14 protein-coding genes and 1 pseudogene are annotated in these 16,519 nt (G+C 45.6%); 11 read left to right on the forward strand and 4 right to left on the reverse strand.

What is annotated here, in order from left to right; genetic code table 11:
• Positions 1-6: 6 nt before the first annotated feature.
• From traU to VV1_RS18180, 9 genes are all read left to right on the forward strand, one after another.
• Positions 7-987 (forward strand): conjugal transfer pilus assembly protein TraU, encoded by a 981-nt coding sequence (gene traU / locus VV1_RS18135; protein WP_086016969.1) that lies wholly within the window; start codon positions 7-9, stop codon positions 985-987.
• Between the two features lie 404 nt (positions 988-1,391).
• Complete coding sequence (locus VV1_RS18140) at positions 1,392-1,574, forward strand: hypothetical protein (RefSeq protein WP_011081583.1); 183 nt, start codon at positions 1,392-1,394, stop codon at positions 1,572-1,574.
• Positions 1,575-1,875: 301 nt separating this feature from the next.
• Positions 1,876-2,583 (forward strand): type-F conjugative transfer system pilin assembly protein TrbC, encoded by a 708-nt coding sequence (gene trbC, locus VV1_RS18150; RefSeq protein ID WP_011081585.1) that lies wholly within the window; start codon positions 1,876-1,878, stop codon positions 2,581-2,583.
• The gene (traN, locus tag VV1_RS18155) at positions 2,580-4,325 is read left to right on the forward strand and encodes a type-F conjugative transfer system mating-pair stabilization protein TraN (RefSeq protein WP_011081586.1); all 1,746 of its coding nucleotides are present in this window, start codon (positions 2,580-2,582) and stop codon (positions 4,323-4,325) included. The genes trbC and traN overlap by 4 nt, the downstream gene beginning before the upstream one ends.
• Before the next feature lie 22 nt (positions 4,326-4,347).
• Complete coding sequence (gene traF, locus VV1_RS18160) at positions 4,348-5,139, forward strand: type-F conjugative transfer system pilin assembly protein TraF (protein WP_144011167.1); 792 nt, start codon at positions 4,348-4,350, stop codon at positions 5,137-5,139.
• A 21-nt stretch (positions 5,140-5,160) separates the two neighbouring features.
• Positions 5,161-5,574 (forward strand): type-F conjugative transfer system pilin assembly thiol-disulfide isomerase TrbB, encoded by a 414-nt coding sequence (gene trbB, locus VV1_RS18165; RefSeq protein ID WP_011081588.1) that lies wholly within the window; start codon positions 5,161-5,163, stop codon positions 5,572-5,574.
• 283 nt (positions 5,575-5,857) lie between these two features.
• Positions 5,858-7,219, forward strand: coding sequence for a conjugal transfer protein TraH (locus VV1_RS18170; protein ID WP_043921249.1), 1,362 nt, complete (start codon positions 5,858-5,860; stop codon positions 7,217-7,219).
• Positions 7,220-7,222: 3 nt separating this feature from the next.
• On the forward strand, positions 7,223-10,030 hold the full coding sequence (locus VV1_RS18175; protein WP_011081590.1) for a conjugal transfer protein TraG N-terminal domain-containing protein: 2,808 nt from the start codon (positions 7,223-7,225) through the stop codon (positions 10,028-10,030).
• A gap of 80 nt (positions 10,031-10,110) precedes the next feature.
• Positions 10,111-10,737 (forward strand): hypothetical protein, encoded by a 627-nt coding sequence (locus VV1_RS18180; protein WP_043921146.1) that lies wholly within the window; start codon positions 10,111-10,113, stop codon positions 10,735-10,737.
• 143 nt (positions 10,738-10,880) lie between these two features.
• Here the strand turns inward: VV1_RS18180 and VV1_RS18185 are convergent, their stop codons facing one another.
• The 3 genes from VV1_RS18185 to VV1_RS18195 form a co-directional block, all read right to left on the reverse strand.
• Positions 10,881-11,627 (reverse strand): KilA-N domain-containing protein, encoded by a 747-nt coding sequence (locus VV1_RS18185; protein WP_043921147.1) that lies wholly within the window; start codon positions 11,625-11,627, stop codon positions 10,881-10,883.
• 336 nt (positions 11,628-11,963) lie between these two features.
• Entirely contained in the window at positions 11,964-13,106 is a 1,143-nt protein-coding gene (locus tag VV1_RS18190) for an MFS transporter (RefSeq protein ID WP_043921250.1), read from the reverse strand.
• A 45-nt stretch (positions 13,107-13,151) separates the two neighbouring features.
• A complete protein-coding gene (locus tag VV1_RS18195; protein ID WP_043921148.1) occupies positions 13,152-13,883 on the reverse strand; it encodes a GTPase in 732 nt (243 codons plus the stop codon).
• A 499-nt stretch (positions 13,884-14,382) separates the two neighbouring features.
• Here VV1_RS18195 and VV1_RS24045 point away from each other — a divergent pair.
• Together VV1_RS24045 and VV1_RS18200 are read left to right on the forward strand one after the other, a co-directional pair.
• Positions 14,383-14,705: pseudogene (locus VV1_RS24045) on the forward strand (integrase core domain-containing protein); the annotation flags it as partial.
• A gap of 139 nt (positions 14,706-14,844) precedes the next feature.
• Entirely contained in the window at positions 14,845-15,441 is a 597-nt protein-coding gene (locus tag VV1_RS18200) for a tyrosine-type recombinase/integrase (RefSeq protein ID WP_043921149.1), read from the forward strand.
• 356 nt (positions 15,442-15,797) lie between these two features.
• On the opposite strand, the gene VV1_RS18205 is transcribed toward VV1_RS18200, so the two are convergent.
• Positions 15,798-16,508 (reverse strand): SLATT domain-containing protein, encoded by a 711-nt coding sequence (locus VV1_RS18205; RefSeq protein ID WP_011081596.1) that lies wholly within the window; start codon positions 16,506-16,508, stop codon positions 15,798-15,800.
• Positions 16,509-16,519: the final 11 nt, after the last annotated feature.

Here is a 16,519-nt window from a genome sequence, read left to right on the forward strand (position 1 = left end):
ATATTGATGCTATTAGGAACCTTACTTTCAAGCTCTATTGCTCAAGCAAAAGCAACGTGCTCAGGGCACTTTATTAACCCTATCAGTGATATTTGCTGGAGTTGCATGTTTCCGATGACCGTAGGCTCTGTGCCTGTCATTCCCTCAAATTATCCTGACACTCGCAACCCGACGATGCCTATCTCATACTGCCCCAAACCTCCCCCTATTTTCGTACAGATTGGCTTGAACATTGGCTACTGGGAGCCGTATGCATTGACCGATGTTACGAGAGTACCTTACTGCATGGTCAATATGGGAATGGAGTTAAGTGGCGCAAACATGCAAAAGTTAGGAGGTCGCACGACAGCAAGGGAATCAGCCAGCAGCGACGGGGGGGTTTATCATGCTCATTGGTACAAGTACCCGGTAATCTATTGGTTGCAATTAATGCAATCTACGGCCTGTATGGCAACTGATGCCTTTGATGTCGCGTATTTAACGGAGCTCGATCCGCTTTGGGATGATGATGAACTTTCTTTCATCTTAAACCCTGAAGCCATTTTATTTGGCAACCCCATCGCGCAGCTCGCCTGTGTCCCCGAAGCCATTGCGACCACCACTAACTCAGTATTACCTTTTGACGCTTTATTTTGGTGTTTAGGCTCTCAAGGCAGCGCCTATCCGTTAACAGGCAATACCAACTACCGAGATACACCAGTCCAAGCGGGTACACTCATCATGGAAAGGTTGAATTACAAACTGCACAGGCAAGGCATTGTGTGGGAAACACTCGGGGAAGATGGCGCAATTTGTTATCAATACCCAACGCCTATTTTACCCAAATCTCGTTACCGCTATCAGATGAGCGCCCCGATCCCCGATGCAGGATGGTGCCACCCTTACACCACTACAACAGCTATATGGGAAATGGGACACGATAACCCGACTACTGGGGATAACTTTGGTTATGTCCAATGGCGTAAACGTAACTGCGTATTTCTATAGCAAGGAATCTCTCATGGCGTTACCAAGCTGGATAAAAGCACTTCTAAAAGCGTTAGTGTTACCGCAATCATTTTAACGTTCGTCGCCGCTGGTCAGGCGTCACAGTACATCACTTCATCAAAAGAGCTTCGATTTGAGGCAATCGCTCACGGGAAGCTCACGCACCCTGAGCAAAGCGAACTGGTATAGAAATATGTGTCCATCTGTCTCAACGGAAAAGCCATTGGTGCTCATGATCTTATGCAAGAAATGCAGTGCATCGATAACCAATTAAGCACACTAGCTTGGGCACTCTCTCTTATTGAATAACGCTCGCTTTTGGCTGCGATAACGAGCGAAGCTCTTGTTGAGACAAAAGGAGTACCACGTCAAGCGTGGATAACATCACTACAAAAAGGTTAACCATGATTCTATTGATTACCGAGGAAGTCAATGCGGCATCTCAAAACACTGACATCGATATCGTTAATTTTAAAATTGTTGAAGGCGAGCCAACACTAAACGACGTTACTCAGCTTCTCAACCAAGAGTTAGAGTATGTATTCACCCCTTCTTACTCACAAGAAGATAAAACAGGGCGGTTTTAAAGCCTGCCCTACGAATGCATTAAAGGGATGCACTTTAACGTAGAGGAGCACAATGAACTTCATCACTGATACAGATTGCGAACAAGCCCGAAAACTCCTCCTTAAACATAAATTCAGCCTAATGAAACTTCAGCACCCTGACGGCCATCAACTTGCCTGCTTCCCTCCCCCGCGACAAGGTTGGACACCTTACGATTTATGGCAAATGCGACAACAATTCCCCCCTCAATGGGAAAACACAGCGGTTCTTGCTTACTTACGCGATACGCCTATAGGGGGAACCCAAATTTAAGGAAATCCCATGATATACATGCGATCATGTTTAATCGGGTTATTGACCCTGTTTTATAGTCATTTTGCTCTGGCAAACATCGGTTATACTCAAAACGAGCTCAAAGCGCTCGCTAAGCTTGAACAACAAACATCTTCGCTACAGCCCTCAGAGCAAGCCCAACAGGCCATTGAGACACAACAACAAGCCAGCCATGAATTTATTGAGCATGCTAGGCAGCAAGCGATGCAGTGGCAGGAGAAGCTTGACCCGAGCTCACTACAAGACATTATCGACATCCCCACGCCGACAGAAAACCCTAACGCAGCCCCCGCGGGTGTAATGATCTTTGTCTCTCTCACCATGCCAAAGAGCAGCCTTCAAGCGCTGCTAAAGCAGAGTGAGATTTGGCAAGTACCTTTGGTTATTCGAGGGGTTTTACCTGACGGCTTCATGACCACCGTCAATAACATTCAATCCCTGTTACAAACAAACGAAAAGAAACCGATAAACAGCGGCTTCGCTATCAGTCCAGAGTGGTTTCAGACCTTCAACATTCTAGAAGTGCCCACGTTTGTTGCAGTAAAGCCTGGGCGCTGCTTACCCAAGCAGCCTTGCAGTGAAAGTGATTACGACATCGTAAAAGGCAACGTGTCTCTTCCAAACGCATTGGAGCACCTTGCCAACGGAGATAATCCCGACGTTGTTCGCCAAGTACTTCAAAGAATAAAACGATGAAAGTCATCATAGTCGTGTGTTTGTCGTGGTTGCTCAACGCTCATGCCATTGCCTCCAATCTGACTATTGCTGAGCAAGAGAAACAGTATCAAGACAACTTGGGTTGGGCGCAAAATGCTCAACAAGGCATTCCCAATAAAGCCAATGGCAATCTTAATATCGCGGATTATTGTGACGGGGCAGAGTGTGTCAGCCAAGTGAATAATCCGCCACAAAAAGGGCTCAATGACAGCACTATTAATACCCAAAAAACCGCAGATTTCTATTCCAACGACACCGCAGGCGCCATGCAAGAAAACTTTGATAAAGGCCGACCAGACGTAAAATCCACCCCCACTTACCAGTATGCACTATTGGGTCAGGAAAATGCGTATGAAATTACCCATGGCATCTCTAATACCTATGTGGATTGCGAGAGTGGCTCCCAATGCATCATCGAACGCATTCCTAAGCAGTGTCATCGCCCAACGAACAACAACGTCCCTTGTACAAAAGTACCCGTTGCGACTGTTGTTACTGGCAATGTCACCTACAGTTGCCCAGCGGGCTGGACAAGGCAAGGGGTCAATTGTGTACGCACCATCGAGCAGTGCCGTTACGATGGGAACAATATGGTGTCTCAAAGAGGTGGCAACAGTAACTGCGCTTCTGGAGGAACAAGCTACACATGGAATGGTCAGCGGGTTCTTCCTAGCCAAGGCTATCGTATGGGAGCACTCAAAAGCTCGACAAGCTGGGGATCGTGTCAAGGAACCAACTGGAGCAGAAGATATGAAATCTGCGGCCCTGTCCAACAGACTATCAAAGCCACATTAAGCTGCTCAAATGGATTCACCCTCTCCGGTGGTAACTGCATCAAGAACACCATGACCTGGCGAACACAATGCACTCTAATGAACTCGTGCACGGTCACCAGCCAGCAATGCATTGAAGGTCGAGAAACTCGCATAATTAATGGCATTCCAACCACACTCGATTGTTGGAAATATCAAGTTAACCACCAATGCGACCGACCGAATACCTGCTCGACTCTTGCCAGTGATTGTGAGACGACCTCAAGCCGTTGCAGCCTGATGCAAAATGGCGTGTGTATTGAGCAAGAGCTTCAAAAGTCATGCCCTGAAAAAAATTGCAGCACCACCCATTTACAATGCCTCGACACCACCTTTTGCCTTGATGGCGATTGTTATGACGGCACACCCACTCAATCCCAGGACTTTAATGAATCAGCGGCCGGGCTGGCAGCTATCTCAGAAGCCGCAGAAGGATTAGGCGATCCACCTTTAATCTTTACGGGAAAAGGCATGCAATGTACTGACAAAGCCTTTGGGGTTGCCGACTGCTGTAAAGATGGGGGCTGGGGAACGGGTATTGGCCTTGATAAATGCAATGAAGAAGAGGAAGCCCTCGGACAAGCCAAAGAGAAAGGTATCACGATTGCATTAGGGGAGTATTGCGCCAATAAAGTCTTAGGGGTTTGCACTCGCAAAAAGAAGGGGTATTGCGTCTACGACAGTAAGCTCGCTCGCATCGTTCAAGAGCAAGGCGTAAAAGGTCAACTTGGTATCAGTTTAGGCTCAGCAAAAGATCCGTTATGCGAACCTATCACCCCTGAGCAGCTTCAGCAAATCAACTTCGAGCACATCGACTTTTCTGATTTCTATGAGGATATGCACGATAACACAAACCTTCCTTCCGCCACCGAAATCCAAAACCGCCTGCAAAGTGCGTATGGGCAATAGTCCATACGTAAAGGAAGCGATGATGAAATACCGACATAAGACAAAATTAGCATGGCTACTGACACTGTTTACCTGGGCGTTAAGTAACACCCAGATAAGTTTTGCCAACCCTTCCCCCCCGAAAGGCTGGAAATGGTATAACGAGCCCAAAGACCTTCCATCCTCACCAAAACCAGTGCCCACACCCCTACCTTCAAATACGAAGACTACCGTGATGAGCGCCACTCAGCAGATGCAGTGGTTTCATCAGACTTATGAGGAGGTAAAGGCGGATGCCACCATTCACCCCGATGATGAACAGAAATATCTCAAACTGATGCAGCTCAATCACTTCATTGGTGAGAAGACGGCCCAAACAGGCATGACGTTTAAAAAACTGCTACTCAAGTATCCAGAGTACTCCTACGTCAAAGATCGCCCTGTGGAGCAAGCCGCGAGAAGTACCTATCACCAACAAGAGCGCCAAAAGAAAATCGATATGGTGGAGAAGATGAAAAACGAAGGTTGGGGCTTTTTCTTTGTCTATGAAGGTGACGATCCGCTCACTCAGAGTCTGGCTCCCTCAATGCAGCAATTTGCCGATAGGTACAAGCTTGAACTGCTCGGCGTGAGTAATGACGGCGTGTTTATCGACAACATCCGTCAAAATCGCCTCAATAATGACAAAGTTGTCGTGCCGTTTACCCCAGCCCTGATCTTGGTCAATCCAACCACCTCAGAGTTTAAACCCCTCGCTTACGGGTTTATTTCACAAAACGATTTGTTGGGACGGTTCTATAACGTCGCGACCAATTACCAATCCCCTGACTTTTAACGCCACACAGGAAGAAAAACTATGCTCAAACGTGCGCTCTTTTGCCTTTTATTCATAACCACGGCCTCGCCCACTTATGCCGTCATGCAAGATCAGTATGCGATGGTCTTTTTCTATCGCAGTGACTGCCCTTACTGCCACAAGTTTGCCGCTAAGTTCAAGACCTTTACTCAGCAAGCGCAACTACAAACTTACGTTTTCTCACTCGATAACCGACCGATCACGGAGTATCCCGTTCCTATTCCGGCCACACCGGAACTCAGCCAACTGTTCTTTGAGAACCCAAGAAACATCACGGTGCCAGCGACGTTTTTAATCAACGTCAACAGCCGAAAGTTTGTCAAAGTATCGATTGGAGATGTGACTTACGACGAACTAGAACAAAGCGTTAAGGGCATATTGAGTGATAAAACCATATTGGAAGCGATGCAGTAATCCTGTTACTTCGAGTAAAATGCACTAAGCAAGATCATCGCAATAACAAGCAGCCATAACCAAGGGCAAACAGTAAACCTAGCCCCTCTGTCCGCCCCGACCTCTCTCATCTACTCCATTTTGCCCTGACTACCAAGAGAAAATTTGATACTTAATTTATTACCTTATCAGTCTCATATGTGAAACGTGAACAAGGTTATTTGACGACCATTTCCATAAATAAGGAAGTCGAAATATGAATGCCTCTTTATCCACAATAACTGTGGGAAAAACACTCCACCTAATGAAATATCTTGCCTTGTACTTGATGCTCTCCTATCAAGTACAAGCCGCTGGTGTCAGTGGCTCTCTGGATAATTTTTTTAGCGATTTGGGCTATCACACTAACGTGTCTAACCCAAACGCTTACAAAGGCCAAGCTGCCAACTACTATAATGGCGGCTCTTTGTATGTTCGGTCCCCGATACAAAACGCTCAATTGATCTCTGCGACCGTCCCATCAGTCAGTATGGGGTGTGGCGGTATCGATGCCTTTATGGGGGGATTCAGTCACATCAACTCAGACCAACTGGTTCAGTTTGGCCAAGCGGTCGTCTCAAATGCGGTGCCATTTGCCGTCGATTTAGCGCTGCAAACCTGGGCGCCTCAAATCAAGCAAATCCGAGACAACTTACAAAACATTGCCGATAAATGGCTCAACCAATCCATCAACTCATGTGAAACCGCGCAAGCAGCCGTGAGTGGCCTTGCGGGCGCATTTGACAACCCTCAAACGAAAAAGCACATCTGCGCAACCATGGGTACACATAACAATGCCTTCTCGGATTGGGTCTCCGCGCAGCAAGAGTGTGGTGTAGGCGGTCAGGCAAATGCCCAACTGGCCAATGCACGAAACAACCCCACACTGGAAGACCTAACCCAGACCAATCACAACATCGTGTGGTCAGCCACGCTAAAAAACAGCTTTCTTTCCAGTGATACGCCGCTCGCGGAATTTCTCATGAGCTTATCGGGTACGTACATCTATGACGCCAGTGGTCAACCTCGTTATTACGCAAGCTTGCTGGCCGACAACAATAACTTAGTTCAAGCGTTACTCGAAGGGGGCGAAGTGTCTTATTACCGATGTGATAACACTGACCGTAAGCAGTGTTTAAACCCAAACCAAGCGACTTTAACGTTAGCCTCATCAAAGGGGCTTCAAGAGCGCATTCGAACCCTTTTGGAGCAGCTTTATACGGCTATTGCCAACGACAGCGCATTAACGAGCACCCAAAAGTCATTTCTTGAGTACACCGAGACCCCTATACAAGCCATTTTCATCAGTGCGACACGCGCTAACCGTTACCCAAACTTTGCTGCTTACTCACGACTCATTGCCATTGAGTTACTCAATCGCTACTTAGCGAATATGCTGAACATTGTACAGACCTCACTGGCGAACACGCAAGTCAACCACAAAGACATTGCACTTATTACCCGCGATATCGACAGAGCGAAACACTTCACCGATGGGTTGGCCGACAAAGCCACCAGACAACTGCTCGAACAAGAGCAGCTTATCCAAGCGCATAAAAGCAATGATCAAAAAGCCTGGCAAAAACTCAACGAACAACTCCAACAAAACTTAACTTTCGGGGAGTAACTCATGACTCTCGAATACTACGTTTACACCCAAGGCGAGACGCTTCAACGCGCACTCAACGCCATCGCCGCGTTTTTTCAATCGGCTAGTTTTGCCTCCATGACCTCCATCGCCTTAATGATTGGGGCGATTATGACCATGGTGCTTTTTTTTACCACACGCAACACCAAACATATTTATGTTTGGGCGATTATCTTTACCCTTGTCCCGTCGATGCTGCTGCAACAAACCGCACGCGTCCAAATCATCGACAAAACCGAACCAAGCGGCATCTATTCCGTGGACAATGTGCCTTATCTTGTCGCCGTCCCCACTTGGTTTTTCAGCACCCTGATGATGGGTGTAACCGAAGCCGTTGAAACCATTTTTATGACCACCGACGATAAACGTTACGGTCGGGCAGGCATGATGTTTGGATCAGAGTTGTATCAGTTATCCAGACAAGCGGATTTAAGAGATATTGAAGTGCGCCGAACTTGGAATGACTTTTTCAAAAACTGCATTATTGGGGACATCGAAATCAATCGTAAATACACCTGGCAAGCCTTACTGAGCGCCCCTGATATTTTTGGTTTTCTAGATGGGCAATCAATGAGCCCCCTTCGCGGCGTCATGATAAACGGCATGAGTCAGGACTTTAAAACCTGCCGAGAAATCTATCCGGACTTAAAAAGCCAATTCGGCGTCGCGTCCGCAGAGGAGCTTGATCTGATTGGCACGTATCTTCATGGAGCCAAAGCGGCGACCTATGCCCCTCACGTTCGCAGTGCGCTGCAAAATAGTTATCAGGACTTTATTGGCATCAGCAATAACGCCGTGGACGTGCTTCGACAAAATATGACGATAAATGCGATGCGCCGCAGCATTCATGCGCTCAACCCGAATGCCAGTGCCATGAATTACGCCTACACCTCCAACAAAATGCAGCAAACCTCGATGTGGGCAACACTTGGCATGCAAGCACGTGAGTTCATTCCCATGATGCATACCATGCTGTTTTTCCTGTTCAGTTGCTTAAGCTTTATGATTGCCGCCGCCGCGCTCATTCCAGCACTCACTAAAATGGTCTTGGTCAACTACATCAAGACCTTTGCGTATTTAGCGACCTGGCCTCCACTGTTCGCGATTTTAAATGTCCTGATGGTTTGGCCATTGGAACTCTCATCAAACGCCACCGCCGACCCTATGAATGGCCTCTCCCTTTCTAATGCGAATGCCCTTGATGAGCTCCACTCACGCTTTGGCTACATGGCAGGCTTTCTCATGATGACCATTCCGGTCTTGGCCGGAAAAGTGCTGCAAGGCGGCGTTGCAGCGGCGCAAGCCATGAACTACCAGTTGGCAGGAATGATTAACAGCACCAACGCCCGGGTCAGCGCGGCAAGCTCAACCGGTAATATGGACTTTGGCAATTTGCAGATGCAAAACCACAGTTTCAATAACACCAGTGCCAATAAGTTTGATGACAACATACTGTTAAGAACCGGCATGGCGACCATTCAACAACCAGATGGCGCTTCCATCACCACTCTACAAAATGATGATGGAAGCAAGCTCTATAACGCACAAGAAGCCATCTCAAGGCCCGTGTGGTCAGCCCAAACCTCAAGCATGCTACAAAACAGCATTCACGATCAATACTCCAGTGCCTTGACCGCGCAAAAGCAGAGTATGAATACCTTCACCGATTTCTTCTCCAACAGCATGCAGCAAAGCGACCGCTGGAACGATAACTGGACACGCAGCCTCTCGTATGGGGATGGCCATAGCACCGCTACCGAAGGTCAAATCAGCCAATCTTACTCGAAGATGGAGTCCGCCATCGATAACATCTCACAGACGATGGGCTGGTCACATAACCAAGCCAGAGCGTATGCCATTTCAGCCAATGCAGGTGTCACCATCGGTACGCCAGGTCAAACTGTGCTTGGCAGTGGCGCCAGTGCCGGCGTTCAATGGAGCACCGACCAACGTGAGGCGTACAGCAACATGAGCGCTGAGCAGAAACAAGCTCTTGAACAAGCGACGCAGCAATACAGTGAAGGCGCGACCTCAATGGAGCGAGCAGGTCGCACGCTTGATACCAAAGATAACCGCAGCGCGGTGGAGCAATACGCCCATGACTTTGCGCTTAGCCATCAACGTCTGCAAAGCAGCGCAGCATCGGTCAGCGAATCGAATGCGGAAGTGGATAGCTTGCAGAACATTCAATCTCGCCTTGATACAAACTCGGTCAACTTTAGTGCCAGTGCGGTAACAGGTTTCCAAAAATACCTAGAGTCGAAGTTTGATGATAAAGGAGAAATCACGCGCCTAATGAACGCCACTAAGCCAGAAGATTTGAAAGATGCGCGTAGAGAATTTGATGACTACACACGTACAAACCAATTCCAGAAAGCTTTCGGGGTATCCACCTCCAAGAGTGATATCGAGGCTCTGGCTGATATGTACCAACCTCGCAACCTGGGGAACATGCCAACCTCGACTAGTGAGCAGAAAGCCGGGGTCAACAGTGGCTCAGAAAGAGCGAAAGGTAAGATCGAGGAGGTAACGATCGATATGATTAACTACCAAGGAAGTAACGAGCTGTATGACAATGACATTTACCGTAACGTGAAAGGCAATGCGTTAGTGGCCGGAGGACAGATGCAAAACGAAGCTGAGCAGAACGTCACTTCAACCACTAATCCGAATGCAGACCTTAAGAAAACGGTAGACGATAAGATTATCTCGCCACCCAAAATGGATACGGACCGGCCCCCTCATGAGGGATATCAGTTATATGATACCCATTCCAAAAGCAATGGATAACCATCACTGTTTATTTATACAGGCATACACTATAAGTAGCAATGCGCGCAGAATCTAAGTTTATTCATGGAGAGCCTGTTATGAAAAAGACATTCGCAGTTATATTAAGTTGCTTCTCATTAAATGCGTGCGTTTCACACACTGCTAATGATTTTAGCTCAGCCTATGATTACCTTAAAGCGACACTAACTCCAACCTTATTGGGACTTGAAGTACCGATCAGTGGGGATCAAGAAGTGTTTCTCTTTCGTAATACTTTTCATTCAGTAACTCAAAAGATTCAGAGTAATGCAAACATCTATTGGGAAAACGATATACGCTACCTAGCATTTACAAGTCCGCTAGACACAGAGCATTTAATGAAGCCTCTTATCTACGCACACCGATATTGCAAAGGGAGATTGCATCGTTTAAGAAATATCCAAGGGGAATTCTTTTATGACTCAGGCACCAATACATGGGTGCTGTATAAAAATTCAACATCCTTTTTATATTCTTCAGCACACACATCCGTTCCAGCCTCAGATAACCCTAAGAGCATTCAAGAAGCTTTATTTATATCTGAGCAATATTTTGGGTTATTTGCATGCGAAAGTAACGAGAAAAACTGGACAATAGAGATTGCACCTACCGCTTTCTCTATCGATAAAAGTGGGCCTATACCCGTATTCACTACAGGAATCGTTGTCCGAGTAAGCCCCCCATAAATCATACCTATTGACGTTATTAGTTGAATACAGAAAACCGCCTAGCTATGTCGGTGTTTTGTCTTCCATGCAACGAATACCCTCTTCAGCCCCTGCTTACTGCGTGACGCTTGCGGTGTCACGCAGTGATTTCTTTCCACGCTTCACAACACCTGATTCATCAGAGCGTTGTGGTTTCGGCTTAAGGCCATAACATCATCGGCTAGCCTATCAATCTGCTGCTGTTGCATCCGCATCCGGCCTTGAAATCCTTGGTATTCTTGCTCATCTATTAGCGTTAAGCCGTGTTGTTTGGCTTGTTGTTTAAGTCGCTGCAATTGAGGTGACTGAGTACGTAACTCATTGGCTAAATCCTGTTTTAATATTCTTTTTGCTAGCGCATGCTCGAAGCCTTGCTCTTGTGACCAAGCGTTGGTGTTGAAGACCGAGTTGTAATGAAAGTGGATATTCTGGGTGGTGACGTTTTTGACTTGGGCGAGTTCGTAGATGAGATCATTCAGTGAGAAGTCAGACGAGGGTATTGGAGACGGTAGTGGCGGTGTTTGATGGTTACTTATGTTCTCAAAGGCACGAATCACCTTGAGATGGAACTTGGGGCTAATCCACATTGCGTATGAGTAGACCAGTTCTTTGCATACCCAGGTACCAGAATTACAACCGCCACGCTTGGTATTTACGGCAAAGTGTGAATTCGCACTTTGGGATTTTTCACGAAAGCAACAATTCCTGCTTTGGTCTATTTCATTAATCAGTTCTTGGGTTTGCTGATTGCGAAGAAATTGAACAGGCTTGTGTTTTTGATGGCCACCACTCGCTTTATGTAGATCATTCAGCGAGTACAAGTTGTCGAGTACACGAATGTTTTTGGAAAGGATAGTTAGATTAGTCATACTGACCTCCTTGGAATGATACATATAATCACCACTCAAAGGGACTAATCTTCGGGTGGTGAACTGAACAGGGTTAGTTCTACCGCTTCCAAGGATACGGCTAGCCGAAGCTGCCCAGCCCACCATAATGCAGATAGTACAATCCGTAACCGAATCGACTATGTCCAGGTGTGCCGAAGCTACACATAAAAACCACCAAAAAGCCGGAGAGTACCCTAAACCATATTTGCCCCAAAGCGTGTTTCGTATCAAACGAATGGGAAATACATGTTTTCAAAAGTGCATAAAAAATGTGATGGTTTCAACTGGCAAATTTAGTCGATCTTTTAGCATCTACTACTGTTTCTGTAACTCATCAAACCCATTAAACCGCTGATGCAGTTTCGTGCCTATGGTCAACGACACCAAGAGGCTGGTCAAAGCGATCACTGCTCCTACAACAAACACCCATTGATAACCAGACATCCAAATGATTCCCAACAAAAACGGTAGGAACACCGCTGCAATATGGTTAATGGTGAATGACAAGCTCGCAGTTGAAGCCACTTCATCTTCCCTAATTGTTTTTTTAAAATAAGTATTTAGGGCTATCGCAAAACTAAAAGTGATACTGTCGACAACGTATAGTCCGGCTGCCGCATAATGATCATCTACAAATGCGTAAGATAAGAACACCAACATTAACGTTGTATACTCAATGATCAAACCTTGCCTTTCTCCTACACGGTCAATAAAGCGTCCGACATAAGGTAGAGCAACAGTCGTTGCTAAACTAGATATCATAAATAAAGCGGCCATCATCGCGATCGTATAGTGAAACTTGGTAACCATTAGTAAGCCAGCAAATGCGACAAAGATTTGCCTTCTTGCCCCACTCAAAAACGTCAGAATGTAATACGTCGTGTACTCGCGTCGTATAAGCAGTTTGATGCGTTGCTTAACCTCTGTATGAGTTTCTTGAAACGTGACCAAATAGACCGCCAGCAAGAAACATATTGCCCCACAAGTAAAGAAAATTGCCTTATCGGAAACATCAAAAAGATAGCTAGCGACCATAATGCCTAAAAAAGTCACCATCGAGAAGAAAGATGCGGTGGAGCGAATCTTTCCCATTGATTCACTAAAACTTTCGGTAGCTAACAATTGTGTTGACAGTGATTTGTCTACCGCTTCTAGGTAATGGAAACCAATAGACATAATAGTCGTACTGAAATAGAAGCCATAAATCGAAGGCAAAAAGCCGGTTGCTGCAACACCTAGCCCTAATGTTGCAACCGACAGTACCGCGACTCTTTGTTCAGAGACAATGAACAACAGGAACAATACGGTGAATGAGAGTAAACCAGGGATTTCCCTAACACTCTGCAATACACCCACACCAGCACCAGTCATACCAACAGTATCGACGGCAAAGTTATTCATAACGACTCGCCATCCGGTATTCGCTATTACTGACGCGATAGCAATAATCACCAACATCGCGAATGCACTCCGCGATGTTAAAAGTCGAAGCAAGTCGGTCATTTAAGCTACCGATCCCAAAAGAAAATCTTGAATATGGTCACGCATGAACAAAGCCATCGAAGAAAGGTCGTCCCATGTTTCTTTGTTCGTGTGGGTTATACATTCGATAAAGACTTTACTTAGGTGTGGCTCAGCATGTAACCAACAACTTACATATTGTGCGGTGTAACACACATGCTGCATTTCATCTTCTAAGATTTTTTGAATCGTTGGACGCATTTGTTTCATGTAATCATCGTCCGACTCATCAATGATGGCCAAATGTAGTACAAGTAAACGCCATGAACGTATTTCAATAGAGTGAACCCGAAACAGGAATGTCTTAAGGTCATCGTCAAAGTTCATGACTTTGTCTAACTCAAATTGAACTTCATGTTCATGTGTTTCTGTCTCGTACCCAGTTAAAGGAATAAGACTGGCAAACAGCGTAGAGTGGTTCATTTCATCATTATAATGACGCAACATACGCTGCCTTAATTCATCATCAGCATACCGCTCTGCGATCATTCGCAACCTTGCTGCACCTTTAGCTTCATCTATCGCGTTGTGCAAAAGGTAGTAAGCCATCATCTTTTTATTTTGAAAAATAGTTCGAGCCAACCCATTCATCATCTCAGAAGTGAATGACAAATCAGATACTAAATACTTCTCGATGCAATCTTTGTATTCTTTTGAAAGACTCACACCTTTAATATCGTATAAGTCATAGAGACTGTTTTGTATATTATTCATAGACAATTCCTTTTCTCAGTTGACTCCTTAACTGATACACTTTCTTGAGTGCCTTATTGAGTGGGGGAGCAAGCTAGTTAGCGAGACTCTTTTTTGTGTGGTATTGACGGGACTGGATTCGATTCAAAGGCAGCATTTGATCGTACGAGTCTTGGAGGTTGGTTAGAGATATCTTGCTTCTGAAGTTTTAGCGCCAAAGCAGTTCTTAGTTTTCCGTTCATATTCAAATCCTCAAAAATAATATTATGTTCAGAGTTTGGTCACGATATGCAACTCAAATCAAGAACACAGAGATAATACCCCTGGTTATCACGTTGTTACACGATCATTTATAAAATGTTACCTTTTGAAATTAACAAGTATTACGGGTGTTTTTATTTATTTGAGATTCTTACTATTTCCAACTGACGATGATGTACCGGTTAGATCTGCGCCAGATGAGCTGAACTACAAGTTAAGAGACTTCTCGCATTCATAGTTATTCATGAAAGACTAATTTAGCAAGATATTGACAAATACACGTAACCTGAGGCGACCAGCAAAGGGGCTTGTGTTACACAGCGATAGGGGCTCCCAGTATCCGAGCAGACAATATCGCAAACAACTACAGGGTTATGGCATGTGGGCGAGCATTGGAGATGTCGGTGCTTGCTGGGATAATGCCGTGGTCGAGCGGTTCTTCGGAAGTTTAAAGCACGACTGGTTGTTTAAAGTGCACCAACCAGAGAGCATATGAAGGAGGATGTCTCAGCCTACATGAGGTATTACAACCTCGAAAAGCTGCATTCGGCGAACAATGACATGAAGCCAATTAATTATGAAGAGTTTTTAGCAGAAATAGACAAATGCCCACAGGCGTCTATAAAACGTTTTTATCCACCAACGTTTCAGATCTTCCTGAACCCTACTAAATGTGACTGCCAAACTTCATGTTGACCAAAAACACTGAGAGGAGGTCATCATGAGAAAGTTTTCTTCTGGAAAATGCAGTGGCATAAAAAGGCCATTTAAGCTTGAAGAAATCTGGCGGATCAGAACTAGGCTGGAGATTGAAAACGATTTAATGCAGCTCGCGCTACTGAACTTAGCTATAGATAGCAAGTTAAGAGCGAGTGATTTGCTAAAGCTACACGTTTACGATGTGTCTTCGCAAGGAGTTATCTATGACAGGGTTCAGTGCATCCAGCAAAAAACGGGCACCGATGTCCACTATGAGATAACACCAAGAACACAGCAAAGTATTAGCCGATGGATTTTTGCAGCATCCCTAGAGGCAAGCAGTTTTCTATTTCCGAGTAGCAGACGCTCTGGGCAACCCATCAGCTACTCATTCTATCGTTCAATTATCAGGAGCTGGGCTGTAAAGCTTGGATTGAATGCTGACTATTACGGTACTCACTCCATGCGTCGCACCAAAGCCACTTTAATCTATGCCAGAACGAAAAACATCAGGGCTGTACAGATCTTACTTGGACACTCGAAGCTTGATAACACAATTCGATACCTCGGCGTTGAGCTAGAAGACGCTCTGAGGTTGTCTGAGAAAACAGACTGCTGAGAGATAGGAGCTGTTACAGGCTTTTCTCCTGAAAAGCCTGTGCCCCTATATGTTTTAGATAGACTTGTCATTAGCAGGAAGCAAATAGAGGAACGAACTACTTTTCCTAATCGAAATGTATCGACAAATCCAAGGCCTTACTAGGTATCTATTGGCTGGGCAATGACCGAGGGATTAACTCATGATGTGTTTAGCTGAGTTGGTTTCGCTATCGCCATCTATGTGAACATTGAAACGGCGAAAACGATGTTATTTATGAATGAAGAGCGACATCAAACCCATTATCCGCTTAGGGCAATTCCGGCATTGGCGCTCATGACATTGCAAAAAGGACACATTGCGTGTCCCCCATGTTGTTATTTAGTCGCTTCACTATCCGGATTTGGTTCTGGTGTGGCATCTTTGACTAAAGCTGATTGTGATTCCGGTGCGGGTTGTTCTTGCCAGCATCCCACACAAGGCTCAGAAACCCATGCCCAAGTCTTGCTTGTGATACAAAATGGGTTTAGCCATAGCAAGGCAGCTACTATGGCACCAATGACCACAGCACGCAGGCTTAGAGGAACTTTGTCATTAAAGCCGAGAGCAAGTTCAGTGCTCATCCAGTCGCTATTGTGCTCAGAAAAGACTTTGTAATGGGCATACCATGAGGACAGCAACACAGGAGACATGGTGTCAACAGCTCGATGATCAGCCTGCACTTGAGCTAGGTCAGCTCTTGCTTTGGCAACAGAGTTGGTATCTTGTATGTCAACTTCGCAGTAAATGCGCTCTAGTTTCTTGCTGATATCAGTCAAGCTAATCCCTGTCGCTTCATACTGCTCTTTCTGAAGCTCTCTTGGCTTAAGGACGATCCCGATAATACCGATAATAAGCAACAGAGCCGCTAAAGCCTTGCTGTTGAACTCTGCAAATGCCAAACCAAGCACACCAAAAGACAGCGAAACTACGCTAATAATCGTAGGAAGCTTTTCGCAGATATCGAATGACGCAAAATGAAGCTTGGCGCTGTAGAGTACGTTGTAATACTCTCTAGCCACTTGCTTCTTAATCGTCTGTTCCGTCATAAACTATTGTT

It is taken from the genome of Vibrio vulnificus CMCP6 (assembly GCF_000039765.1).
GTDB classification, from domain to species: Bacteria; Pseudomonadota; Gammaproteobacteria; order Enterobacterales; family Vibrionaceae; genus Vibrio; species Vibrio vulnificus_B.

Coding starts and splice junctions, on each gene's coding strand:
- VV1_RS18205 (WP_011081596.1), bottom strand. CDS start 16,508: ATGACGGAACAGACGATTAAGAAGCAAGTGGCTAGAGAGTATTACAAC.
- trbC (WP_011081585.1), top strand. CDS start 1,876: ATGATATACATGCGATCATGTTTAATCGGGTTATTGACCCTGTTTTAT.
- VV1_RS18195 (WP_043921148.1), bottom strand. CDS start 13,883: ATGAATAATATACAAAACAGTCTCTATGACTTATACGATATTAAAGGT.
- traN (WP_011081586.1), top strand. CDS start 2,580: ATGAAAGTCATCATAGTCGTGTGTTTGTCGTGGTTGCTCAACGCTCAT.
- trbB (WP_011081588.1), top strand. CDS start 5,161: ATGCTCAAACGTGCGCTCTTTTGCCTTTTATTCATAACCACGGCCTCG.
- VV1_RS18175 (WP_011081590.1), top strand. CDS start 7,223: ATGACTCTCGAATACTACGTTTACACCCAAGGCGAGACGCTTCAACGC.
- VV1_RS18140 (WP_011081583.1), top strand. CDS start 1,392: ATGATTCTATTGATTACCGAGGAAGTCAATGCGGCATCTCAAAACACT.
- VV1_RS18200 (WP_043921149.1), top strand. CDS start 14,845: ATGAGAAAGTTTTCTTCTGGAAAATGCAGTGGCATAAAAAGGCCATTT.
- traU (WP_086016969.1), top strand. CDS start 7: ATGCTATTAGGAACCTTACTTTCAAGCTCTATTGCTCAAGCAAAAGCA.
- VV1_RS18185 (WP_043921147.1), bottom strand. CDS start 11,627: ATGACTAATCTAACTATCCTTTCCAAAAACATTCGTGTACTCGACAAC.
- VV1_RS18180 (WP_043921146.1), top strand. CDS start 10,111: ATGAAAAAGACATTCGCAGTTATATTAAGTTGCTTCTCATTAAATGCG.
- traF (WP_144011167.1), top strand. CDS start 4,348: ATGAAATACCGACATAAGACAAAATTAGCATGGCTACTGACACTGTTT.
- VV1_RS18190 (WP_043921250.1), bottom strand. CDS start 13,106: ATGTTGGTGATTATTGCTATCGCGTCAGTAATAGCGAATACCGGATGG.
- VV1_RS18170 (WP_043921249.1), top strand. CDS start 5,858: ATGAAATATCTTGCCTTGTACTTGATGCTCTCCTATCAAGTACAAGCC.